This window comes from Salipiger sp. PrR003, from assembly GCF_010500785.1.
Classification (GTDB): domain Bacteria; phylum Pseudomonadota; class Alphaproteobacteria; order Rhodobacterales; family Rhodobacteraceae; genus Salipiger; species Salipiger pacificus_A.
This window is the reverse complement of the sequence record NZ_JAAGOV010000010.1, coordinates 162,520-186,257: the sequence shown is the minus strand read 5'-3', so window position 1 is coordinate 186,257 and position 23,738 is coordinate 162,520. Positions and strand designations below refer to the sequence as shown.

At 67.3% G+C, this 23,738-nt stretch carries 22 protein-coding genes; 13 read left to right on the top strand and 9 right to left on the bottom strand.

All coding sequences use genetic code 11. The features are described 5' to 3' along the window. The first annotated feature begins 136 nt into the window (after positions 1–136). The 6 genes from G0D83_RS00995 to G0D83_RS00970 all read left to right on the top strand — a co-directional run bounded on the left by G0D83_RS00995 (position 137) and on the right by G0D83_RS00970 (position 6,869). Positions 137–736 carry a LysE family translocator gene (locus tag G0D83_RS00995; RefSeq protein WP_164188762.1) on the top strand — a complete coding sequence of 200 codons (600 nt, stop codon included), beginning with the start codon at positions 137–139 and terminating at the stop codon, positions 734–736. A 35-nt stretch (positions 737–771) separates the two neighbouring features. Further along, on the top strand, positions 772–1,683 hold the full coding sequence (locus G0D83_RS00990) for a dihydrodipicolinate synthase family protein (RefSeq protein WP_108964732.1): 912 nt from the start codon (positions 772–774) through the stop codon (positions 1,681–1,683). 280 nt (positions 1,684–1,963) lie between these two features. Continuing rightward, positions 1,964–3,337: an FAD-binding oxidoreductase gene (locus G0D83_RS00985; protein WP_164188761.1), complete on the top strand. Its 1,374-nt coding sequence runs from the start codon at positions 1,964–1,966 to the stop codon at positions 3,335–3,337. A gap of 52 nt (positions 3,338–3,389) precedes the next feature. Next, entirely contained in the window at positions 3,390–4,541 is a 1,152-nt protein-coding gene (locus G0D83_RS00980) for a fumarylacetoacetate hydrolase family protein (protein ID WP_164188760.1), read from the top strand. Continuing rightward, positions 4,538–5,443, top strand: a complete 906-nt coding sequence (locus tag G0D83_RS00975) for a sugar kinase (RefSeq protein ID WP_164188759.1) — start codon at positions 4,538–4,540, stop codon at positions 5,441–5,443. Before G0D83_RS00980 ends, G0D83_RS00975 begins: the two co-directional genes overlap by 4 nt. 142 nt (positions 5,444–5,585) lie before the next feature. Then, positions 5,586–6,869: an MFS transporter gene (locus G0D83_RS00970; protein WP_370457118.1), complete on the top strand. Its 1,284-nt coding sequence runs from the start codon at positions 5,586–5,588 to the stop codon at positions 6,867–6,869. 56 nt (positions 6,870–6,925) lie between these two features. Here the strand turns inward: G0D83_RS00970 and G0D83_RS00965 are convergent, their stop codons facing one another. From G0D83_RS00965 to ltnD, 5 genes are read right to left on the bottom strand one after another with little or no spacing between them, the layout of a single operon-like run. Then, on the bottom strand, positions 6,926–7,861 hold the full coding sequence (locus G0D83_RS00965; protein WP_164188758.1) for a 2-hydroxyacid dehydrogenase: 936 nt from the start codon (positions 7,859–7,861) through the stop codon (positions 6,926–6,928). Positions 7,862–7,880: 19 nt separating this feature from the next. Continuing rightward, on the bottom strand, positions 7,881–8,660 hold the full coding sequence (locus G0D83_RS00960; RefSeq protein WP_164188757.1) for a hydroxypyruvate isomerase family protein: 780 nt from the start codon (positions 8,658–8,660) through the stop codon (positions 7,881–7,883). Between the two features lie 3 nt (positions 8,661–8,663). Then, positions 8,664–9,308 carry a 3-oxo-tetronate 4-phosphate decarboxylase gene (otnC, locus tag G0D83_RS00955; RefSeq protein WP_164188756.1) on the bottom strand — a complete coding sequence of 215 codons (645 nt, stop codon included), beginning with the start codon at positions 9,306–9,308 and terminating at the stop codon, positions 8,664–8,666. Beyond that, a complete protein-coding gene (gene otnK, locus G0D83_RS00950) occupies positions 9,305–10,531 on the bottom strand; it encodes a 3-oxo-tetronate kinase (RefSeq protein ID WP_164188755.1) in 1,227 nt (408 codons plus the stop codon). Before otnK ends, otnC begins: the two co-directional genes overlap by 4 nt. Continuing rightward, positions 10,531–11,424 carry an L-threonate dehydrogenase gene (gene ltnD / locus G0D83_RS00945; RefSeq protein WP_108964723.1) on the bottom strand — a complete coding sequence of 298 codons (894 nt, stop codon included), beginning with the start codon at positions 11,422–11,424 and terminating at the stop codon, positions 10,531–10,533. Before ltnD ends, otnK begins: the two co-directional genes overlap by 1 nt. Positions 11,425–11,729: 305 nt before the next feature. On the opposite strand from ltnD, the gene G0D83_RS00940 reads away from it, so the two are divergent. Further along, positions 11,730–12,422: a hypothetical protein gene (locus G0D83_RS00940; RefSeq protein WP_164188754.1), complete on the top strand. Its 693-nt coding sequence runs from the start codon at positions 11,730–11,732 to the stop codon at positions 12,420–12,422. A gap of 146 nt (positions 12,423–12,568) precedes the next feature. Here the strand turns inward: G0D83_RS00940 and trpA are convergent, their stop codons facing one another. After that, complete coding sequence (trpA, locus tag G0D83_RS00935) at positions 12,569–13,360, bottom strand: tryptophan synthase subunit alpha (RefSeq protein WP_164188753.1); 792 nt, start codon at positions 13,358–13,360, stop codon at positions 12,569–12,571. A 176-nt stretch (positions 13,361–13,536) separates the two neighbouring features. Between trpA and G0D83_RS00930 the strand changes: the two genes are divergently transcribed. Together G0D83_RS00930 and ppk2 are read left to right on the top strand one after the other, a co-directional pair. Continuing rightward, positions 13,537–14,424: an NAD(P)-dependent oxidoreductase gene (locus G0D83_RS00930; RefSeq protein WP_164188752.1), complete on the top strand. Its 888-nt coding sequence runs from the start codon at positions 13,537–13,539 to the stop codon at positions 14,422–14,424. 73 nt (positions 14,425–14,497) lie between these two features. Continuing rightward, a complete protein-coding gene (gene ppk2, locus G0D83_RS00925; RefSeq protein ID WP_164188751.1) occupies positions 14,498–15,478 on the top strand; it encodes a polyphosphate kinase 2 in 981 nt (326 codons plus the stop codon). 9 nt (positions 15,479–15,487) lie between these two features. Here ppk2 and G0D83_RS00920 read toward each other — a convergent pair whose 3' ends face one another. Then, the gene (locus G0D83_RS00920) at positions 15,488–16,120 is read right to left on the bottom strand and encodes a DUF2461 family protein (RefSeq protein ID WP_164188749.1); all 633 of its coding nucleotides are present in this window, start codon (positions 16,118–16,120) and stop codon (positions 15,488–15,490) included. 119 nt (positions 16,121–16,239) lie between these two features. Between G0D83_RS00920 and G0D83_RS00915 the strand changes: the two genes are divergently transcribed. The 4 genes from G0D83_RS00915 to ychF are packed head-to-tail and all read left to right on the top strand — an operon-like array spanning position 16,240 to position 20,311. Continuing rightward, on the top strand, positions 16,240–16,863 hold the full coding sequence (locus tag G0D83_RS00915) for a DUF1007 family protein (protein ID WP_164188747.1): 624 nt from the start codon (positions 16,240–16,242) through the stop codon (positions 16,861–16,863). Then, positions 16,848–17,747: a nickel/cobalt transporter gene (locus tag G0D83_RS00910; RefSeq protein ID WP_164188745.1), complete on the top strand. Its 900-nt coding sequence runs from the start codon at positions 16,848–16,850 to the stop codon at positions 17,745–17,747. The genes G0D83_RS00915 and G0D83_RS00910 overlap by 16 nt, the downstream gene beginning before the upstream one ends. A 37-nt stretch (positions 17,748–17,784) precedes the next feature. Continuing rightward, entirely contained in the window at positions 17,785–19,170 is a 1,386-nt protein-coding gene (locus G0D83_RS00905; protein ID WP_164188743.1) for an MATE family efflux transporter, read from the top strand. Positions 19,171–19,213: 43 nt separating this feature from the next. Further along, positions 19,214–20,311, top strand: coding sequence for a redox-regulated ATPase YchF (ychF, locus tag G0D83_RS00900; RefSeq protein ID WP_108964714.1), 1,098 nt, complete (start codon positions 19,214–19,216; stop codon positions 20,309–20,311). Positions 20,312–20,509: 198 nt separating this feature from the next. Here the strand turns inward: ychF and argC are convergent, their stop codons facing one another. Then, positions 20,510–21,451, bottom strand: coding sequence for an N-acetyl-gamma-glutamyl-phosphate reductase (argC, locus tag G0D83_RS00895; RefSeq protein ID WP_108964713.1), 942 nt, complete (start codon positions 21,449–21,451; stop codon positions 20,510–20,512). A gap of 128 nt (positions 21,452–21,579) precedes the next feature. Next, positions 21,580–23,460 (bottom strand): excinuclease ABC subunit UvrC, encoded by a 1,881-nt coding sequence (uvrC, locus tag G0D83_RS00890; protein ID WP_164188741.1) that lies wholly within the window; start codon positions 23,458–23,460, stop codon positions 21,580–21,582. Positions 23,461–23,738 lie beyond the last annotated feature (278 nt).

Here is a 23,738-nt window from a genome sequence, read left to right as displayed (position 1 = left end):
GGAAAATGGTATACCAAATGACCCCGGATGCAAGCGGGCGCGGTGCGAAACCGCAAACCCGGCGAGAGGCACGGCGAGGAGGACGAGACGAGGTGAGCAGACCCGGCGCAGCCCTGTTGGACCGAAAGCGCGGCCCATGCTGAGCTTTGCCGCCGCCGTGTTCCTGCTGTTCATCACCCCCGGACCGGGAGTGCTGTCGATCGCCGGGGTCGGCTCGGCCTACGGCTGGCGGGATGGTCTGCGCTACGGCACGGGGCTCTTCATCGGCACCAACCTCGTGATGACCCTCGTGCTCACCGGCTTCGCGGCGATCATCCTGTCGGCCCCCGCCGTGCGGGTGGTGCTGATGGCGTTGTCGGTGTGCTACCTGCTCTATCTTGCCGCACGCATCGCGCTCGCGGGCAGCCGCATCGCCTTCATCGAGGCCAAGTCCGCGCCGGGCATCCGCGCCGGTCTGCTACTGCAGGCGATCAACCCCAAGGCCTATGCGGTCAACACCGCCATGTTCACCGGGTTTTCCTTTGCGCCCGAGAGCCTCGGCTTCGAGACCGCCGCCAAGATCCTCATCATGAACGCGATCTGGATCCCGGTGCACCTCGGCTGGCTCAAGGCAGGGGTGACCCTGCACCGGCTCAACCTCAGCTACCGCACCCAGCGGTGGATCAATTACGGCATGGCGCTCGCCATGCTGGGCGTCGTCGCGCTGGCCCTCGTGTCGGCCTTCGGCGCGACCTGACACAGACACACAGACTTTTCGGGAGGACCTGACCCATGACGAAATACACCGGATGCTGGCCCGTGGTGCCGACGCCGTTCCACGAGGACGGCACGCTCGATCTCGAGGGCATGAAGCGCGTTCTCGACTGCACCATCGACATGGGTGTCGACGGCATCTGCATCCTCGCCAACTTCTCGGAACAGTTCCTGATCTCGGACGAGGAGCGCGCCATCCTCACCAAGCTCTGCCTCGAGCATGTGGCGGGCCGGGTGCCGGTGATCGTGACGATCTCGCACTACGCGACGCCGATCGTCGTGGAGCGGGCACAATACGCCAAGGACCTTGGCGCCGACATCGTGATGATGATGCCGCCCTACCACGGCGCGCTGCTGAAGGGCACCGCCGAGCAGACCTTCGAGCAGTTCCGTCAGGTGGGCGAGGTCGGCATTCCGATCATGCTGCAGGATGCGCCGCTCTCGGGTGTCGACCTGCCTGTGCCGCTGCTGGTCAAGATGGCCAACGAGATCGAGATGCTGAAGCTCTTCAAGATCGAGTGCCCGCAGGCCGCCGCCAAGCTGCGCAGCCTGATCGCCGAGGGCGGCGCGGCCATCGAGGCGCCTTTCGACGGTGAAGAGGCAATCACCCTGCTCGCGGACCTCGACGCCGGCGCCACGGGCTGCATGACCTCGGCGATGATCCCCGACCAGATCCGACCGGTCGTGGTGGATTTCCTTGCCGGCAATCGGCAGGCGGCCTTCGACGGCTACGCCCGCATCCTGCCGGCGGTGAACCACGAGAACCGGCAATGCGGCTTCCGCTCGGCCAAACACGCGATGCAGGTGGGCGGCGTGATCAAGTCCGCCTTCTGCCGGCACCCGATTGCCCCCTTGCATCCGGACACCGCTTCGATGTTGATCGAGCTGATCAAGCCGCTCGATCCGCTCGTGCTGAACTGGGGTAAGTAACCCCCCTCCCCGGCTCCCTCACGCCAAACGGCACAATGGGAGCCGGGCGAGCACCGGCCCGTGGGATGGCGCCGTGACGATAGAGGTCAGCACTTTATCCCGGCCGAGTCCGGGCGATCTCAGTCCGTTGCACGAGGATGACAGAGCGCCAGCCCGCCCGGACAGGGTCGTGCATCGGGCTCAGACCGACGGCGCCATGATGAACGACCGCTTGCCCGGCGGCTTTCGGCCTTGCTCCGAGCGCACCCGCGCCCGGCACCCAAACTTGGAGACCCAGGAAATGACCCTCTTCGCGCCCCTCGAACAGCTCCTCGGCGAGCGCCTGTCGACCAGCGACGCTATCCGCGAGCAGAACGCGCGCAACGAGGCGCATTTCCCCCTCGCCATGCCCGATGCCGTGGCCTTCCCCGAGACCACCGAGGAAGTCGCCGCCATCGTCCGCTTCTGCGCCGAAACCGGCACGCCGATCACCCCCTTCGGCACCGGCACCTCGCTCGAGGGCCAGCACCTTGCGGTGAAGGGCGGCATCAGCCTCGACTTCTCGCGCATGAAGAAGGTGCTGGAGATCAATGCCGAGGATCTGAACGTGGTGGTCCAGCCCGGCGTCACCCGCACCGAGCTGAACGAGGAGCTGCGCGCCACCGGTCTCTTCTTCCCGATCGATCCCGGCGCCGACGCCTCGCTCGGCGGCATGGCGGCGACCCGTGCGTCGGGCACCACGGCGGTGCGCTACGGCACGCTGCGCGAGAACGTGCTGGCGCTCGAGGCGGTGATGTCCGACGGCAGCATCATCCGCACCGGCACCAAGGCCCGCAAGAGCTCGGCCGGCTATGACCTGACGCACCTGCTGGTGGGCAGCGAGGGCACGCTCGGCATCATCACCGAGCTGACGCTCAAGCTGCACGGGTTGCCCGAGGGCATCGCCTCGGCCACCTGCCGCTTTCCCTCGGTCGAGGAGGCGGTGAACTGCGTGATCCTGACCATTCAGTCCGGCCTGCCGATGGCGCGGATCGAGCTGGTGGACGAGATGATGGTGCGCGGCTTCAACATCCACGCCGGATCGGACCTTCCGGAGCAGCCACATCTCTTCGTCGAGTTCCACGGCAGCCCCTCGGGCGTCGCCGAGCAGGCGCAGAGCTTCCGCGAGATCGCCGAGGATTTCGGCATGGAGGCCTGGGCCGAGGCCAATACCACCGAGGCCCGCAACGCGCTGTGGAAAATGCGTCACGGCGCGCATTTCGCCTCTGCCGCGCTGCGCCCCGGCGCTCAGTACGGCACGCTCGCGACCGATGTCTGCGTGCCGATCTCGCAACTGGCCGAGGCGGTGCTGCAGGCGCAGGCCGATGCCCGCGCGGCAGGTCTGGTCAGCACGATCGTCGGCCATGTCGGCGACGGCAACTTCCACTGTGCCGCGCGCTTCGACCCCAAGGACCCCGCCGAGGTCGAGGCCGTCCACGCCTTTGCCGGCAAGCTCAACGACACCGCGCTTCGGCTCGGCGGCACGGTGACCGGCGAGCACGGCATCGGCATCGGCAAGCAGAAATACATGAAGGCCGAGCACGGCCCGGCGCTGGACTGGATGCGGCGGATCAAGACCGCCTTCGATCCGCAGGGCATCCTGAACCCGGGCAAGCTGCTGCCGCCCGCGGACTGATCGTCCGCGCCCGAGCACCCATGAGAAAAGACTGAAGACGGAGGAGACCCCCATGCTGCCACAGAGCAACCCCACCCCCGATGCCCTTCTGGTTGGCCGCGTCTGGCGCCCCGGCGTCGGCCCCGCGCTGGTCGCCCTGCGCGGCGAGGTGCTGGTGGACATCACCAGCAAGACCGTTCCCACCATGCGCGACCTGCTGGAGAGCGAGAACCCCGCCGCCACCCTGCGCGCCGCCACCGGCGAAGAGATCGGCACGCTGGCCGACCTCGTGACGGGCTCGACCGAGGGCGCGGGCGATGAAGTGCTGCACCTGCTCGCCCCCTGCGATCTGCAGGCGGTGAAAGCCTCGGGCGTGACCTTCGCGCAGTCGATGGTCGAGCGGGTGATCGAGGAACAGGCCGCGGGCGATCCCGACGCCGCGGAGGCGATCCGCGCCAAGGTCAAATCCATCATCGGCGACTCGCTCTCGGGCATTGAGCCCGGCTCGGAGAAGGCGATGGAGGTGAAGCGCGTGCTGCAGCAGGAAGGCATGTGGTCGCAATACCTCGAGGTCGGCATCGGTCCGGACGCCGAGGTCTTCACCAAGTCGCAGCCCATGGCGGCGGTCGGCTGGGGCGCGACGGTGGGCCTGCATCCGATCAGCAAGTGGAACAACCCCGAGCCCGAGATCGTGCTGGCGATCAACTCGCGCGGCGACATCCTCGGCGCGACGCTGGGCAATGATGTCAACCTGCGCGACGTCGAAGGCCGCTCGGCGCTGCTGCTCGGCAAGGCCAAGGACAACAACGCCTCCTGCGCCATCGGCCCGTTCATCCGCCTCTTCGACGAGAGCTACACGCTCGACGACGTGCGCAAGGCGGAACTGACGATGACGGTCAAGGGCGAGGACGGATTCGTCCTCAATGGCGCGTCGTCGATGAGCCAGATCAGCCGCGATCCGGCCTCCATCGTGGCACAGACCATCGGGCGGCATCACCAGTACCCGGACGGCTTCCTGTTGTTCCTCGGCACGCTCTTTGCCCCCACCGAGGACCGCGACGCACCCGGTCAGGGGTTTACACATCACGTCGGAGACGTTGTAAGCATCTCCGAACCCGCGCTCGGCGCGCTGCAGAACACAGTCCGGCTCTCCACCGAGGCCCCGGAATGGACCTTCGGCACCGGGGCGCTGATGCGTAACCTTGCCCGGAGAAATCTTCTGTGACCGCTTTCCTCGCCCTCGGAGAATGCATGGTGGAACTGTCGCAGGCCGGAGACGGCCTCTACAAGCGCGGCTTTGCCGGCGACACGTTCAACACCGCATGGTATGCCCGCCGCCTGCTCCCGGAGGAGTGGACGGTGAGCTACGGCACCTGCGTGGGCGAGGATGCGGTGAGCAGCGAGATGCTCCAGTTCATCTCGGGCGAAGGCGTGGATGTCTCGACCATCCGGCGCATTCCCGACCGCACCGTCGGGCTCTACATGATCTCGCTCGAGAACGGCGAGCGCAGCTTTTCCTACTGGCGCGGTCAGTCGGCGGCAAAGCTGATGGCCGATGACCTCGGCTGGCTCGACGGCATCCTCAAGGGTCGCGACATGATCCACTTCTCGGGCATCACGCTGGCGATCCTGCCGCCGAAGCAGCGCGAGGCCTTCTGCGGCGCGCTGGCGCGCGCGCGCTCAAAGGGGGCGATCGTGTCGTTCGACACCAACCTGCGGCCGCGGCTGTGGGAAAGCCCTGAGGCGATGCGCGCCGGGCTGACCATGGGCGCGCGCACCGCCGACATCGTGCTGCCGAGCTTCGACGAGGAAGAAGAGCTCTTCGGCGACGCGAGCCCCTCCGAGACCATCGAGCGCTACCGCAAGGGCGGCGCGGACATGGTGGCGGTGAAACAGGGCGGCGCAGCGCTGCACCTGTGGCAGCGCGAGGCCGGGCGGCACGAGATCGCCGCCGAAACCGTGGCCGAGGTGGTCGACACCACCGCCGCGGGCGACAGCTTTGCCGCCGGCCTGCTGGCCGGGCTGGCACAGGGCATGGCACCGCAGGACGCCGCCGCCGAGGCCATGCGCCTTGCCGCCAAGGTGATCCAGGCCCGCGGTGCGCTGGTGCCCGCGATCTTCGGCTGAGCCCCGCCACGGGCGGGGACACCCGCCCTGCCGCGAAGCAAGGCGGAAGAGATGTCCCGGCGCGCGGGCTTCGGGTTGACCTCAACTGGGCTTGAGGAATTAGGCTCGTCCCAACTCACCTGAAGCTTCCCAAGGACACCGCGTGACCCCTTCCCCTCCCAGCCCCCTGCACCGTTTCATACTTGCCAGTGGCATGACCAATCTCGCCGATGGCGTCGCCGTGGTGGTCTGGGCCTGGCTGGCGACGCTGCTGACCCGCGATCCCTTGCTGGTCACGCTGATGCCGATCACCCTGCGGCTGCCGTGGTTCCTCTTCGCCCTTCCCGCCGGGGTGGTCACCGACCGGGTGGACCGGCGGCGGCTGATCCTTTGCATGGACGTGGTGCGCGCCTGCGCCTTTGCGCTGGCGGCGATCACGATCTGGCTTGCCCTGCCGCTCGCGCCGGCCCCGGACACGGGCACCGCCGACCCCGCGCTCTTCGCCGCCCTCCTCGGCTGCGCGCTGCTCGTGGGCACCGCAGAGGTGTTTCGCGACAGCGCCGCGCAGACCATGCTGCCGGCCATTGTGCCGCATGATAAGCTCGAACGCGCCAACGGCCGGCTCTGGAGCGTCGAGATGGTCGGCAATGCGCTGCTCGGCCCCGCGGTCGGGGCCTTCCTCATCGCCTCGGTGGTCTGGTTGCCCTTCGCGCTGAACGCCCTGTGCTTCCTGATTGCCGTGGGGCTGATGCACTCGCTCAAGGGTCGATTCACGCCCCGCCGGACCGGGACCCTCGACTGGAAGAAGGAGCTTGGTGACGGGCTCGCCTTCCTACGCGGCTCGGCGCTCCTGCGGCTGCTGGCGGTGATCACCGGCGTGTGGAACCTGCTGCACCAGATGGTGGTCATCGCGCTGGTTCTGCACGTGCAGGAGAACCTCGGTCTCGGAGCCTCGGGCTATGGTCTGGTGCTGGCGGCGGGGGCGCTTGGCGGCGTGTTGGGCGGGTTCTTCGCCGAGCGCATCGTGCGCAGGCTGGGCAGTGGCGCCTCGGCGCAGTGGATGACGCTCGCCTCGGCGCTGGCCTTCGCCGCGCTGCCGCTGGCGCCGAACGGCTGGGCGGTGGCGGCGGTGCTCGCGGCCTTCGAGTTCTGCGGGCTGGTGTGGAACACGGTCTCGGTCTCCTACCGCCAGCGACACCTGCCCGACGAGATCCTCGGGCGCGTCAATGCCACCTACCGGCTCTTCGCCTGGGGGATGATGCCGGTCGGCCTGTTGGCCTCCGGGCTTGTGGTCAGCGCCGCCGAAGCGGTGATGCCGCGCAGCCTGGCGCTGCAGATGCCGTTTTACGTGGCGGCTACGGGCGTGATCGTGCTGACCGCCTGGGCGTGGCGGCGCCTTGATGCGGGCTTTGCCGGGGTCGACACGACCGGCACCCGCGCGGCCTGAACGAAAAGGCCCCCGCGTCACGCAGGGGCCAAATCTCTTCAAAGAAAGTTTGCGCCTCAGTTGACCGGCGTCAGCAGTTCCTTGCCAGCGATAAAGGCCGCGATGTTGTCGCGCTGGAGTTGACCCATGGCGGTGCGCGTCTCGCGCGTGGCCGAGGCCTGATGCGGCTGCAGCACGGCGTTCTCGAGAGTCAGGAAGCGCGCGTCGGGGTTGGGCTCGTTGAGGAACACGTCGAGACCCGCGCCCTCGATGGTGCCCTTCTGCAGCGCCTCGATCAGGGCCTCCTCGTCCACGGTCGTGCCGCGCGAGATGTTGATCAGCACGCCGGTCGGTCCCAGCGCCTCGATCACCTCCTTCGACACGTACCCCTCGGTGGCCGGACCGCCGACGAGGGCGATCACCAGAAAGTCCACCTCGCGTGCCAGCGAGACGGGATCGGCGTGGTAGGTCCAGCCGGGCGTCTCCTTCTCGGAGCGCGAATGGTAGTGCATCTCCATCTTGAAGGCCGCGAGCCGGTCCGCGATCTCGCGTCCGATCCGCCCCATGCCGAGGATGCCCGCCTTCTGTCCGCTCATCTTGCGCTGCAGCGGATGCGCGCCGTCCTTGCCCCAGGCCCCCGAGCGCACCCGTGCCTCGGCGCCGCGCATGTCGCGGCAGAAATCGAGCAGCATGGCCACGGCGAGGTCCGCCACGTCGTCGTTCAGCACGTCGGGCGTGTTGGTCACCTTGATGCCGCGCGCCGAAGCGTCGGGAACATTGATCGCGTCATAGCCGACGCCGAAATTGGCGATGAGGCCGAGGTTCGGGAAGGCGTCCATCTGCGCGCCCGCAAACGGGCTGTGTCCGTAGAACGCGATTGCCTTCACGCCCTTGCGCGTGTCCTCGTCCAGCGCCTGCGCGGCGTCGAGGCTCTCCACATGGGTCCAGCCCAGTTCGGCCAGCGGCGCGCGGCTCATCTGGTCGGGTTTGCCGACTGCCAGTACATCCGTCATCTCTTCGATCCCTTTCAACTCAAGCCAGCGCCGCGCGCAGGGGGGCGAGCCAGCCGAGGCCCGCCTTGGTATCCCCGCCGCGCGGCTTGTATTCCGCGCCCACCGGCGCCTCCCACCCGGCCTCGGCGAAAGAGGCCAACAGGCGTTCGAAGCAAATCTCGCCGCCATCGGGCTCGCCGCGGTCCGGCACGGCGGCAATCTGCACGTGGCCGATCATCGGAAGGTGCGCGGCGAAGCGTTTCGTCAGGTCGCCCTGCATGATCTGCGTGTGGTAGCAGTCGAACATGATGCGCAGGTTGTCTCGCCCGAGCGCCTCGATGATCTCGGCGGCATGCTCGACACGGCTGAGGTGATATCCCGCCACGTCGCGATGGTTGATCGGCTCGATCAGCACCCCCATGCCCGCCGCGCCGGCGAGATCGCAGGCGAGGCTCAGAGTCTCGCGGAAGGCCGCCTCGGCCTCGGCCCCGCCATCGGTGCGCCCCGCCATCACATGGACGTTCCTTGCCCCGATCGCCGCACCATAGGCCACCGCCTGCCGCACTGCCGCCGCGGCGTCCTCGCGGCGGTCAGGCAGGGCGGCGAGGCCGAAATCACCCGCCGCCGGGTCGCCCGGAATGGTGTTGAGCCCGAGCATGTCGAAGCCCGTCTCGTCGAGCGCGGCCTTCACCTGCTCGGGCGGCACGTCATAGGGGAAATGGCACTCCACCGCGTCGAAGCCGTCGCGACCCGCCGCGCGGATGCGCTCGGGCAGCGGCAGCTCGGTGTAGAGAAAGCCGATATTGGCGGAAAACTTCATGTCTCAGTCCCAGTCCACGTCAAACTTGTCGACCACCTTCTGCACCTGCCCCGAGGTGAGCATGCGCGGTTGGTGGCCCTTCAGCAGCAAGGCGAGCTTGGCGGTCTCCTCGAGCTCTTCCATCGCGTAGACGGCGGCCTCGAGGTCCTTGCCCGCCACCACGGGGCCGTGATTCGCCAGCACCACCGCCGAGCGCTTGCCCGCGAGCCCACGCACCGCGTCGCCCATGGCCGGATCGCCGGGCACGAAGAAGGGCAGCAGACGTACCTTGCCGAGCCGCATGACCGCATAGGCGGTGAGCGGCGGCAGCAGGTTCTGCGGGTCAATATCGGGCATCATCGACCAAGCGACGGCGTGGGTCGAATGCAGATGCACCACCGCCCCGGTCTTGCCGCGCGTCTCGTAGAAGGCGCTGTGCAGCGGCATTTCCTTGGTCGGTTGGTCGCCGCCGATCAGCTGGCCCCTGTCGTCGAAACGCGAGAGCCGTGCCGGGTCGAGACTGCCGAAACTCGAGCCGGTGGGCGAGACCAGCAGACCGCCGTCCTCGGTGCGCGCCGAGATATTGCCCGAGGCGCCACCGGTCAGTCCGCGCGCGAACATCGAGGCGGCCATCTCGCAGATCTGCTCGCGCAGCTTGCTCTCGGTCATGCCCCCTGCTCCATCACTCGGGCGGCCTTGGCAAAAAAGTCCTCGGCGCCGAAGTTGCCGGATTTCAGCGCCAGCACCATGTCGCCGGCGCGCATGACCGGCACGCCGGGGTCGATCTCGGGGCCGATTTCCAGCGCCTCGGGGGCCAGCGCCTCGACCACCGCGCCCGAGGTCTCGCCCCCGGCGCTGATGATCCGCTTGACGCCCCTTGCGGCCAGCACGGCGGCGGTCCGGGCGAACAGCCCCTCGAGCGCGGTGGCGACCTTTTCGCGACCATGCTTTTCCTGCGCGGCGGCGACCGTGGCAGGCTCAGCCGAGGAGTAGATCAGCGGCAGCCCGTCCTGCGCCAGCGCCCAGTCGGCGAGAGTGTCAGCCTCGAGCCCGCCAAGCGCCTCCTCGGCGGTGATCTCGCGCTTCGGCCCGCCGTGGGCAGCCACCTGCGCCCGCGTGGCGTTGGAGCAGGAGCCCGACAACGCGACCACCTGACCGCCCTGCCCGGACCACGCGCCGGCCTTGCCGGACAGCGCGAAGTTGCCCGGCAGGCCGAGCGCGATGCCCGAGCCGCCGGTGAGCAGCTTGGTCCCCTCGAGCGCCTTGCCCCAGGTCAGGAGATCCTCGTCGCGGATAGCATCGGCGATGACGAAGCCGCGGCCTGCCTCCGTCTCGGACGTCAATTTCGCGCGGATCGCCTCGGCCCCCTGCCACACCGTACTGGCGGGCACATGGCCGACGCCCCGCGACACTTGCGCGGCGAGCACGCGGCGCAGGTCCGGGTCTTTCATCGGTGTGAGCGGGTGGTTTTCCATGCCGCTCTCCGACAGCAGGCGGTCCTGCACGAAGAGATGGCCCTGGTAGATCGTCCGCCCCGTCGCCGGGAAGGCGGGACAGAAGATCACGCTCTGGGTGCCCAGGGCATCGGCCAGCGCCTCGGCCACCGGACCGATGTTGCCCTCGGCCGTCGAGTCGAAGGTCGAGCAATACTTGAACAGGAACTGCTCGCAGCCCTGCGCCTTCAGCCACTCTAGCGCCTGCAGAGACAGTTTCACCGCCTCGGCGGCCGGAATGGAGCGCGACTTGAGTGCCACCACCCCGGCCTCGACATCCGGCGCGGCGTCGGTTTTCGGCACGCCGACGTATTGGACGGTGCGCATGCCCTGCTTGACCAGCGTGTTGCCAAGATCGCTCGAGCCGGTGAAATCGTCGCCGATACAGCCCAGCAGCATCACGCGTCTCCCGGCAGGGTGAGCCCTGCGGCGCGGGCGTAGACCTTGATCACTGCGGCATCGTCGATCAGCCCGTCGCCCGCCTCGGCAGCGGATTTGAACTGCGACAGAGCGGCCTCGGTCATCGGCACGGGAAGCTGCGCCTCGCCCGCGATGCCGCCGACGATGCCGAGATCCTTGGGCCAGATATTGACCGCCGAGCGCGGCGTGTAATCGCCCTCGACCACATGCGGGCCGCGATTCTCGAACATCCAGCTGGTGCCGGCGGAGGCCGAGATCACCTCGACGATGCGCGCCGGGTCGAGCCCCTGGCTGATGCCGAGCGCCATCGCCTCGCCCATGGCGGCGATATGCACGCCCGCGAGAAGCTGGTTCACCGCCTTCATCGCGCTGCCCGCGCCGGCCGCGTCGCCGAGCCGGTGCACGGTGGCGGCCATGGCGTCGAGCGCGGGCGCGGCGGCCTCAAAGGCCTCCGGCGTGCCCGAGGCCATGACCGAGAGCTGCCCCTGCGCCGCCTTGATCGCCCCGCCGGAGATCGGCGCGTCGAGGTAGTGCAAGCCTTTCGCCGAGGCCATTTCGGCCAATTCGCGCGCCTGGCTTGGCGCGATGGTGGCGCAGGAAATGATCGCCGCGCCCTCGGCCAGATGTTCCGCCGCGCCGCCCGGACCGAAGAGCACCTCGCGCGTTTGCGCCGCATTGAGCACCACGCAGACCAGCACCGAGCTCGCGCCCAGCGCCTCGGCGAGACTGCCCGGCGCGCCGCCCTCGGCCTCGAAGGCCGCCGTGCGTTCGGTTGAAATATCCAGCCCGTGCACAACGTGCCCGGCACGCAGCAGCGACTGCGCCATACCCATGCCCATCGAGCCGAGCCCGATCACCGTGATCTCTGCCAAAGCGCTCCCCCCGCAAAATGGTATACCAAATGAGGATGACGTCTGCGCGTGGGAGAGTCAATCGGTGTGGCCGCTCCCCGGCAACGGCGGGCGTCAGCCGCGCACCCTCGGGTTGGGGTTTCGGCAGGAGCGATGTTCCTCCGCGCGGCGGGCTCCGCCACACGCGCGACCTTCACTCTCGCAAACCTTTGCGTGACAGCAACGCCGGATATTAGCGCGTCTCCCTTACGGCTCGCGCGGGATATCTTGACAGCTGGAATATGGACCACGTAGCATTTTTTTATTTTTGTGTACCGGAGTGGCACATGCAGATTGAGACCATTGAATTGTCTCAAATTAATTTTCGAACATTGGACGTGCAAAAGGTCGTCAGGGCGCAATACGGTACACAGGATCATTCCCGCTGGGTCTTTTCGACCCGTCGCGGGGCCTCCGCGACCGGCAATCGGCTCTTCTACAAGGTGTGGAACCGCAATCACGTTCGCCGGGACAATCTGCTCGGCGCGCTTCAAAGCGGCTTTTACGACACCTCGACCGTGCCAGCGCTGCGGGCCCTGATCGTTTCGGACGGGCTCTGTCGGGGCTATGTCATGGACGAATGCGTCAAGCCCACGAAAAGGAACAATGATTTCTTCGACCTCGTGGCGCGGCGCACCGTCGAGACACAGTATTTCGCGGTTCAGTTCGGGCAGGCTCATACGCTGGAGTGGCAAGGGCAATCCTCGATGATCGACCTCGAGGGTGTCTACCCGGTGGCCGACCTTCATCTCGTCCGCAGGCATGTCAGCGCCTTTGCCAGCGCCGACTACGCGGCGCTGGTCGAGTCTCTCTACCATGAACGTTCGACGGGCATTTATTCAGCCTGGAGCGAACTGCCCTTGGAAAGACACCACTCCTGGTTGCGTCAACCTTTTAGCAAAGCGCTTCAAACCGCGCGCAAATACCAAGGCAAAGCCCTTTCGAGAGTTTTTCCGCGTCAGGGCCTGATAGAACCCTGATGCCGGATTCCAGTATTTATTGCCCGCAATTTCGCGCGGCACACCGGGTGGTGGAAAATTCCGGGGCCTAACGTCGCACGGGGCGGCAGACATGCAAAAGCCGCGCACGGCAACCGGCGCGGCTTTCAGGTGGCGCAGTGCGGCGCTCAGGCGCGGTGGGCCCCGTCGGCGAGGGACTTCACAAAGGCCAGCACCTCCGAGACGGGCTTGCCCTCGGCCATGGCCCCGACGATGGCCGAGCCGACGACGCAGCCGTCGGCGACGGAGGCGATGCTCTCGGCGGCTTCCGGTGTGCGGATGCCGAAGCCGACGATGATCGGCAGGTCGGTGCCGGCCTTGATCCGCGCGACCTCGGGGCCGACGTCGGTCGCCTGCGCCGCGGCGGCGCCGGTGATGCCGGTGATCGAGACGTAGTAGACGAAGCCCGAGGTGTTCTGCAGCACCTTGGGCAGGCGCTTGTCGTCGGTGGTGGGCGTCGCAAGGCGGATGAAATTGAGTCCTGCCTTTTGCGCCGGGATGCAGAGCTCCTCGTCCTCTTCGGGTGGCAGGTCGACGATGATCAGACCGTCGATGCCAGCCTCGCGCGCCTCGACAAGGAAGCGGTCGACGCCGTGGCTGTAGATCGGGTTGTAATACCCCATCAGCACGATCGGGGTGGTTTCGTCGCCAGTGCGGAAGTCGCGCACGAGCTGCAGCGTGCGGTTCAGCGTCATGCCCGCCTCGAGCGCGCGCTGGCCGGCGAGCTGGATGGTCTCGCCATCGGCCATGGGATCGGTGAAGGGCAAGCCCAGCTCGATCACGTCGACGCCGGCACCCGGCAGACCGCGCACAAGCTCGAGCGAGCTGTCGTAATCCGGGTCCCCGGCCATCACGTAGGCAACGAAGCCCTTCTTCCCCTCGGCCTTCAGCGCGGCGAACTTGGCGTCGATACGGGTCATGGCGGTCCTTCCCTTCAGAGGCGGGTCACTGGCGAAAGGCGCGGCGACCTCCGGAATGTCGCGAAACCTGTGCCGGATACGTCCGGGAAAATCAATGGGGTGAAAATCGACCGCCCCCCTCTGGACCTTCGCGGATTTGCTCGGGATGGTGTGGCCAGAGAAAGAGGGAGGACGACATGCGCATTCTGTTCACCGGCGGGAGCGGCAAGGCGGGGCGGCACGTGGTACGGCATCTTGCCGAAGAGGGTCACAGCATCCTCAACGCGGACCTCGCACCGCTGGGCCATCCGGGCGTGCACGACCTGATCACCGAGTTGACCGACCCCGGGCAGGTCTTCGGCGCGATGACCTCGCTTGCGGGCTTCGACGAGCTCGACACCACCGGCCCGCTCAAGTTCGATGCCGTGGTGCATTTCGGCGCCCTCGCCCGCATCCTCATCAAGCCCGATTGCGAGACCTACCGGGTCAACACGCTCTCGACCTACAACGTGCTGGAGGCGGCGGCGACGCTCGGCATTCCCAAGGTGGTCTTCGCCAGCTCGGAAACGGCCTATGGCGTCTGCTTCGCGCGGGGCGACCGCAAGCCCGAGTATCTGCCCATCGACGAGGAGCACCCGGTGATCCCCGAAGACGCCTACGCATTGTCGAAGGTCGCGGGCGAGGTCACCGCGCGCGGCATCCAGCGCCGCAGCGGGCAGGACATCTACGGGCTGCGCATCTCAAACGTCTGCGAGATCGAGGACTACCACCGCAATTTTCCAGCCTATGCCGACGACCCCGCCCCGCGGCTGCGCAACATCTTCGGGTACATCGACGTGCGCGACCTGGCCCAGATGGTCAGCCGCTGCCTCGAGGTGGATGGGCTCGGCTTCCAGATCTTCAACGTAGCCAACGACGATCTGGCGGTGCCGCAGGACAACGAAGAGATCCGCGCGCGGTTCTATGACGGGGTGCCGGTGAAGAGCCCGATGCAGCCGCGCCAGGCCTTCTACAGCAATGCCAAGGCCAAGCGCATGCTCGGGTTTTCGCCAAAGCACGACTGGCGCAGCGAGCTTGCAGGCTGATCGCCCCGCCGGGTTTGACAGGGCGCATGGCAGGGCGCAGGCTGACACCGTCCCCCGAGCGAAGGGATCCGCCATGACCGAGATGCCGAAAGCCTCTGGACCCGAAGAGCCTGACGTGCCCGGCGCCGACCCGCAACCGGCGCCGGCCCTGCCGTCCGGGTCCATGCCACGGCAGGCGCCGCTGCACGCGGCCCATCGGCACGGACCCACGCAGGACGAGATCCGCCGCGCCTTCGAGACCGGCGAATACCCCTACGCCAAGAAAATGGCCCGGCGCGGCTACGAGGTGCAAAAGGCGCGATTGCAAGCCGAGTTGCTGAAGGTGCAGCTCTGGGCCTTGCAGACTGGGCAGAAGTTCGTGCTGCTCTTCGAGGGCCGCGACGCCGCCGGCAAGGGCGGCACGATCAAGCGCTTCACCGAGCATCTCAACCCCCGCCACGCGCGCGTCGTTGCGCTGAACAAGCCCAGCGAGCAGGAGCGCGGGCAATGGTATTTCCAGCGCTATGTCGAGCACCTGCCCACCGCAGGCGAAATCGTGCTCTACGACCGCTCGTGGTACAACCGGGCCGGGGTCGAGCGGGTCATGGGGTTCTGCGAGCCCAACGAGTACCTCGAGTTCATGCGCCAGACCCCGGAACTGGAACGGATGCTCGTGCGCTCGGGGATCCGGCTCTACAAGTACTGGTTCTCGGTCACCCGCGACGAGCAGAAGGCCCGTTTCCAGAGCCGCGAGACCGACCCGCTAAAGCAATGGAAGCTCTCGCCCATCGACAAGGCGAGCCTCGACAAGTGGGACGATTACACCGAGGCGAAGGAGGCGATGTTCTTCTACACAGACACCGCCGACGCGCCCTGGACCGTGGTGAAATCCGACGACAAGAAACGCGCCCGGCTCGACTGCATGCGGCACTTCCTGTCGACGCTGGACTATCCCGGCAAGGACCACCGCATCGCCACGCCGCCCGATCCGCTCATCGTCGGCGGCGCGGGGCACGTCATTCACCGCTCCGACCATATCCTCGGCGCCACGCCGGGGCCGGGCAACGGCGCCTGAGCGGCACGCTCAGAGACGTGTGCCGAGCCAGTCCTGCAACGGCTGCAGCCGGGTATAGCACTGAAGCAGCGTCGCCACCGGGTCGGGCGCCAGATCCTCATATATATCGTCGATCCAAAGCACGCAGCCCGGGCGGCGCATCAGCTTGGCCCGCGGCCCCGGCGGCACCTCGGAGGTCGGGCTGGGCGCCGGATCGATCCGCGCGCCGCTGCGCGCGATGATCCGCTCCAGCTCGTCGCCCTCCGGCCCCATCAGCGCTGCCTGCCAAGCCAGCATCCTACGGCCGTCGAAAGCGAGGATACCCGCGCCCGCGGTGGCGTAATCCTTCGACAGCGCGAAATACCAGGCCCGCCCGTCCGGCAGGGACCAGAGCGCGTGCAGATGCGTGTGAAAGGGCTGCTTGTCGTCGCTGTAGCGCACGTCGCGCTGCGGGCGGAAGAGTTTCGGTCTAGGCAGGTCTCCGCTCAGGATTTCGAGCTCGGGGGTGATCTGCGCGATCATAAGCTCCGCCGGGCGCTTGACCTCGCTGTCGTAGCGCTGCTTGTTGGCGCTGAACCACGCGCGATCGTTGTTTGCTTCGAGTTCGGTCAGAAAACGCCGGGCCTGGGGCGCGAACGCCGTCAGATCAATCAAACTAGCCATAAAAAAACTTCCTAATGGAATCATGTCTCAAATATGGCCAGCCTAACATGACCACGGGAAATGGCATGCCCTTAGGTAAACTAAGACTTCATCGCTCCGCCGGGCCGCGACGAGTCGCGATGCTCTGCATTGCCATGGCCGGGATCAGCATCGGTGCACAGGCACTCGCGCACCCGCATGTTTTCGCCGACGTCGGGCTGGCGCTGGACGTCGGTGCGGACCGGCGGGTCACCTCGGTGGAGGTCACGTGGCGCTACGACGATTTCTTCTCGCTGTTGATCCTCGAGGACATGGGGCTCGACCCCGACGGCGACGGTGCGCTGACCGCGGCCGAGCTGACCGCGCTGGAACGCTTCGATCTCGACAATTGGTACGAGGGTTTCGAGGGTGACCTCTATATGTATTCCGGCGGCGCGAAGCTGGAGCTCGGCGCGCCCGAGTTCGTCTCCGTGGCGATCGACGACGGGCGGATCACCTCGGTGCACCGCCGCAGCGTAACCCCCGCCCCCGCCGAGGGGCTGGTGATCGAGCCCTATGATCCGACCTACTATATCGCCTTCGAGGCCAGCCTGCCGATCACCCTCCCCGCCCCCTGCCGCGCGGAGGTGCGCAAGCCCGATCTCGACGCGGCCGCGAAGAAGATGCAGGCCGAGCTGGCGCAGATCCCCGAAGACCAGTTCCTCGAAATCGAACCCGGCCGGAATTTTGCCGATCGCATCGAGGTGACATGCGCCGGCTCCTGACCCTCGCAGCGCTCGCGGTGCTGGGTCTGGCCATCTGGCTCTGGGGCTTCGGCGGCGCAGAGCGGATCGCGCTCGTGGCCATCGAGGGCCAGCGCGAGGCGCAGAACGCCATGGCGCGGGGTCTGCGGGCGCTGCGCGCGGGCGAGCCGGGTGCGCTTCTTGCGCTGATGACGGTCTGTTTTGGCTACGGTTTCTTCCACGCGGCGGGGCCCGGCCATGGCAAGCTGCTGATTGGCGGCTACGGGCTCGGCCGGCGGGTGGCGCTCTGGCGGCTCTCGGTTCTGGCGGTGACATCGAGCCTTGCCCAGGCGGCCGCAGCAGTGCTGCTGGTCTACGCCGGGGTCGGCCTGCTGGGCTGGGGCCGCGAACGGATGACTGCGGCGGCCGAGGACTGGTTCGCCCCGGCCAGCTACGCCGCGATCGCAGCAATCGGCCTCTGGCTGCTGCTGCGTGGGGCGCGCAGGCTGCGGGCGGTGCCCCGGCCGCACGCTCATCACAACCACGACCACGACGACCTCTGCCCGAGCTGCGGCCATGCCCATGGCCCGAGCCTCGAGCAGGCGCAGAAGGTCCACTCGCTCCGAGACGCGCTGCTGCTGGTCGGGGCCATCGCCCTTCGCCCCTGCACCGGCGCGCTTTTCCTGTTGATCCTCACCTGGCGCATGGGCATCGCCGGCGCCGGCATCCTTGGCGCCTTTGCCATGGGGCTCGGCACCGCGAGCGTGACGCTCGTCGTCGCCCTCGCCTCTGTCACGCTGCGCGAAGGCGCGCTCACGCGCCACGCCATCGGCCCTGGCATGCCCCGCGCGCTGGCCCTGCTCGAGACCGCGGCGGGCGCTTTGGTCACACTTCTGGCGGGGCAACTGCTGCTCGGCTCACTCTGAGGTTGCGCGAAGCCCGACCGCCTTCTAAAGCCCAATTATGTCGCAAGTTCTCCCCTATTCCGCCCACATCCGCGCCGTTCTGATGATGGGCCTGCCGCTGATCGGCGGCCATTTGGCGCAGCTCACCATCGGCCTGACCGACATGGTGATGATGGGCCGCTACGGGGTGCCCGAACTTGCCGCGCTGAGCCTTTCGATGACGGTCTTCTCGGTGCTCTTCCTCTTCGGATCGGGCTTTGCCTTCGCCGTCATGCCGATGGTCGCGCAATATGCCGCGCGCGGCGACGAGCCGAACGTGCGCCGCACCACGCGCATGGCGCTCTGGCTGTCGATTGCCTTCTTCCTCTTGGCGCTGCCGCTGTTCTGGTACTCAAGGCCGCTTCTGCTGCTGCTCGGCCAGACCGAGCTGGTCGCCGCCAACGCCCAGACCTACCTGCGCATCGCCGGCGTCGGGCTGCTACCGGCCCTCGGCGTCATGGTCTTCAAGAGCTACCTCGCCGCGCTCGAGCACACCCGCGCGGTGCTCTGGATCACCGTGGCCGCCGCGGTGGTCAACGGGCTGGCCAACTACGCGCTGATCTTCGGCAACTGGGGCGCGCCGGAACTCGGGATCACCGGCGCCGCCATCGCCTCGCTCTTCGCCCATGGCGCCGCCTTCGCCGGAGTTGTCATCTACGCCCGGCTGCAACTGCCCGAGCACCAGATCTGGTTCCATTTCTGGCGCCCCGACATGGAGATGCTGCGCGAGGTGTTCCACCTCGGCTGGCCGATCGGGCTGACCACGCTGGCCGAGGTCGGCCTTTTCGCCGCCACCGCGGTGATGGTCGGCTGGCTCGGCACCGTGCCGCTGGCCGCGCATGGCATCGCCATGCAGCTCTCGGGCGCGATCTTCATGGTGCACCTGGGGCTGTCGAACGTCGCCACCGTGCGCGCCGGACAGGCCATGGGCCGGAGCGATCTGTCGTTCCTCACCCGCAGCACGGTCGCCGCACAGATCCTGTCTCTCGGGATCGTGGTAATCACCGTGATTCTCTTCCTCGGCATCCCCGAGACGCTGATCAACCTCTTCCTGTCGGCCGAAGACCCCCATCACAATGAGATCCTGCGCCTCGGCTCGCTGCTGCTGGCCATGGCCGCGATCTTCCAACTGGTCGACTCGGTCCAGGTGATCGTGCTGGGCGTGCTGCGCGGCATGAAGGACACCCGCGCACCGATGCTGATCGCCGCCGTCTCCTACTGGATTGTCGGCATGCCGGCAGCCTATGTGCTGGGCTTCCCGCTCGGTTTCGGCGCGGGCGGGGTCTGGATGGGGCTGAGCTTCGGCCTCGGGCTGGCTTCGGCGCTGCTCTACTGGCGCTTCTGGCACCGCCAGGTGCCGCATCTGTCGGGCCTCGCGCTTGCAAGGGGCGCGGACGGCGACTAGAAGCGGCGCGATCATACGCCAAGCCCGAGCCAAGGAGCACGACATGGGATTTCGCATGGGGATCGTGGGTCTGCCCAACGTGGGCAAATCGACGCTGTTCAACGCCCTGACCAAGACCGCCGCCGCACAGGCGGCCAACTTCCCCTTCTGCACGATCGAGCCCAACGTCGGCGACGTCGCCGTGCCCGATCCGCGGCTCGACACGCTCGCTGAAATTGCCGGCTCGAAGCAGATCATCCCCACCCGGATGACCTTCGTCGACATCGCCGGGCTGGTGAAGGGTGCGTCGAAAGGCGAGGGCCTCGGCAACCAGTTCCTCGCCAACATCCGCGAGACCGACGCCATCGCCCACGTGCTGCGCTGCTTCGAGGATGACGACGTCACCCATGTCGACGGCCGCGTCGATCCGGTCGCCGATGCCGAGACCATCGAGACCGAGCTGATCATCGCCGACATGGAGAGCCTGGAAAAGCGCCTGCAGAACATCGTGCGCAAGGTGCGCGGCGGCGACAAGGAGGCGGTCCAGCAGGAGCGCCTGATGAAGGACGCCATGGCGATGCTCGAGCAGGGCAAGCCAGCGCGCCTCGTCGAGGTCGATGCCGAGGACCTCAAGCAGTGGCGCATGCTGCAGCTGCTGACCTCCAAGCCGGTGCTCTACGTCTGCAACGTCGACGAAAGCGAGGCCGCCACCGGCAACGCGCTCTCGGCAAAGGTCGCCGAGATGGCCGCTGCGCAGGGCAACAGCCACGTGGTCATATCCGCCAAGATCGAGGAAGAGATCAGCCAGCTCGACGCTGAGGAAGCCGAGATGTTCCTGTCGGAACTGGGCCTCGAAGAGGCCGGGCTCGACCGGCTGATCCGCGCCGGCTACGAGCTGCTGCACCTCGAGACCTATTTCACCGTCGGCCCCAAGGAAGCCCGCGCCTGGACGATCAAGCACGGAACCGCGGCGCCGCAGGCCGCCGGCGTGATCCATGGCGACTTCGAGCGTGGCTTCATCCGCGCCGAGACCATCGCCTATGACGACTACGTCGCCGCCAAGGGCGAACAGGGCGCCAAGGAAGCGGGCAAGATGCGCGCCGAGGGCAAGAGCTACGTGGTCAAGGATGGCGACGTGCTGCACTTCCTGTTCAACACCTGACCGCTCCGGCATCTCCGGACATCCGGCGCGGCGCTCCCCGAGGGGCGCCGCGCTTTTTTTGCGGTCTGCGCCACCTCACGCCCCCTCTGCGCAAACGAAAAAAGGCGCGGCCCCCGTGGTCCGCGCCCTCTTTCCATGTCCAAACACGCCGGGTGCATTGGCCGCAGGCCAAGAGGGGCAGCGCCCCTCCTTACGCCATCAGGCCGCCGCGGCCGTCCCGGCTTGCAGCCCCGCCGCCTCGTCGCAGCCGAGCATGATGTTGAGGTTCTGCACCGCCGCGCCCGAGGCGCCCTTGCCGAGATTGTCGAGCACGCCAATCAGCGTCACCGCGCCGGTTGCCGGGTTGCCGTGCACCGACAGCTCCAGCGTATTGGTGCCGTTCAGCCGCTGCGGCATGACGCGCGGCGCGTGCACCGAGGCATCAACCACCGACACGAAGCGCTCGCCGGCATAGGCCGCCTTGAGCGCGGCTTCTGCCGCTTCCATCCCATCCGTACCCATCGCCGGCAGCTGCACCGCGACCGCCATGCCCTGTGCGTAGGCGCCGACTGAGGGCACGAAGAGCGGCACCGCGCTCAGCAGACCGTGCTTGACGATTTCCGGCAGGTGCTTGTGGCCCTGCGACGCACCATAGAGGAACGAGCCAGAGGTCTCGCCGCTCTCGTACTCGGCGATCATGCCCTTGCCGCCGCCGGTGTAGCCCGAAACGCCCGAGATCGCCGGGGCCGAGGCCGGGTCGATGAGGCCGGCGCCGACGAGCGGGCGAATGAGCGCGATGGCGCAGGTCGACCAGCAGCCGGGGTTCGAGACATACTGCGCCGCCGCAATGGCCTCGCGCTGGCCCTCGGCCATCTCGGCAAAGCCGAAGACCCAGCCCTCGGCGACGCGATGCGCGGTCGAGGCGTCGATGATCTTGGTGCCATGCGGCTCGGCCAGCGTCACGGTCTCGCGCGCCGCATCGTCGGGCAGGCAGAGAATGGCCACATCGGCCTCGGCCAGCGCCTCGGAGCGCGCGCCGGCGTCCTTGCGTCGAGCCGGGTCCACCTGAACGAGCGTGATGTCCGCGCGCTGCTCCAGCCGCTCGCGGATCTGCAGGCCGGTCGTGCCAGCCTCGCCGTCGATGAACACCTTGTGGGCCATGGCCTTCTCTCCTTGGGTAAACGTGGCGCCGCTATAGCAGAGGCACCGCATCAGATAAACTATCCCGCGCACGGGTCCGGGCAAAAGCCTTTGAAGGCTTTCGGAGCTTTCGTCGAAGAGACCCGCCCCTACCCCTTCTCGTGGAAGAAGTCGTAGATTCGCTCGGCCAGCGCCTCGCTGACGCCATCCACCGCCTTGAGGTCCGCCAGATTCGCCCGCGCCACTGCCTTGGCCGAGCCGAAGTGCTGCAGGAGTGCGCGCTTGCGGGAGGCGCCGACGCCGGGCACTTCGTCGAGCGGGTTGGCCATCTGCGCCTTGGCGCGCTTGGCGCGGTGGGTGCCGATGGCCCAGCGGTGCGCCTCGTCGCGCAGGCGCTGGATGAAGTAGAGCACCGGATCGTTCCGCTGCAGCGCGAAGGGCCGCGTGCCGATGCGGTGGAACTCTTCCTTGCCATGGTCGCGGTCGACACCCTTGGCGACACCCACCATGGGGATGTCCTCGACGCCGTATTCCTGCATGATCTCCCAAACCGCCGAGACCTGCCCTGCGCCGCCGTCGATCAGCAGCAAGTCGGGCCAGAGCCCCTTCGAGCGGTCCGGGTCCTCTTTCAGCAGCCGGGTGAAGCGGCGCGTCAGCACCTCCTTCATCATGCCGAAGTCGTCGCCCGGTACGAGGTCCTCGCCGCGGATGTTGTACTTGCGGTATTGGTTTTTCATGTAGCCGTCGGGCCCGGCAACGATCATCCCGCCGACGGCATTGGTGCCCATGATGTGCGAGTTGTCGTAAACCTCGATGCGCTGCGGTGGCCCGTCGAGCCCGAAGGCCTCGGCCACGCCGCGCAGCAGCTTGGCCTGCGTCGCGGTCTCGGCCATGCGCCGGGCGAGGCTCTCGCGGGCGTTACGCGCCGCGCCCTCGATCAGCTCGGCCTTCTCGCCGCGCTTCGGCACGGCGATCTCGACCTTGCGCCCCAGCTTGCCTGAGAGCGCCTCGGACATCAGGTCGGCGTTTTCGATCTCGTGGCTGAGCAGCAGCAGGCGCGGCGGCTCCTTGCTGTCGTAGAACTGGCCGAGGAAGGCCTCGAGCACCTCGGCCTCCTCCACGTCCTCGCCGACGCGCGGGTAGAAGTCGCGGTTGCCCCAGTTCTGACCCGAGCGGATGAAGAAGACCTGCACGCAGGCCTGCCCGTGCTCGAGATGCAGCGCCACGACATCGGCCTCCTCCACCCCCTGCGGGTTGATCCCCTGCACCGACTGCACCTGCGTCAGCGCGCGGATGCGGTCGCGCAGGGCCGCGGCGCGCTCGAACTCCATCGCCTCGGAGGCCGCCATCATCTGGTCCGCCAGCCGCGCCTGCATCTCGGTCGATTTGCCCGAGAGGAAGCGCTGCGCATCGGCGACGGATTCGGCGTAGTCGTCGCGGCTGATCTCGCCGGTGCAGGGCCCCGAGCAGCGACGGATCTGAAACAGCAGGCAGGGCCGCGTGCGGCTCTCGAACATCGAGTCGGTGCAGTTGCGCAGCAGGAACACCCGCTGCAGCTGGGTCAGCGTGCGGTTCACCGCCCCGGCGCTGGCGAAGGGACCGTAGTAGGCGCCCTTCTCGGTCTTCGCGCCGCGGTGCTTCTTGATCTGCGGGTAATCGTGCCCGGTGGTGACAAGGATGTTCGGGAAGCTCTTGTCGTCGCGCAGCAGCACGTTGAACTTCGGCTTGAGCTGCTTGATCAAGTTCTGTTCGAGCAGCAGCGCCTCGGTCTCGGTGCGCGTCGTCAGGAACATCATCGAAGCGGTGTCCGAGATCATCCGGGTGATCCGCCGCGAATGCTGCGCCGAGGGCCGCGAATAGCTCGACACCCGCGCCTTGAGATTGCGCGCCTTGCCGACATAGAGCACGCGGCTCTGGTCATCGAGCATGCGGTAGACACCGGGGCTCGAATCCAGCGTCCGCAGGTAGCCCTGGATCACCTCGTAGCCGCGCTTCGGGGCCGTTTTCTGGATGTCTGCTTCGTCGTCCATCACGTCGTTTCCGGTCTGTTCACGGCATGCCTTGATTCTGCGCCTCGCTGCAATGCCGGACCCCCGAGATCAAGGAGGAATGCATCCACCATTCCTGTGGATAACCCTGAGGGTCAAATCCCGGCTTCGCTGATTTTCCCTTGTATTTGGACGGTTTCGTTAAATTGCCCAATAATTAGGCGGAATTATAACCCACTGATATCGCGCAAAAGATTTCGATATCCACCTTCAAACCCTTGAAAGCTTGACGCTTTCCCAACGGTTTCGTGAAGCAAGTG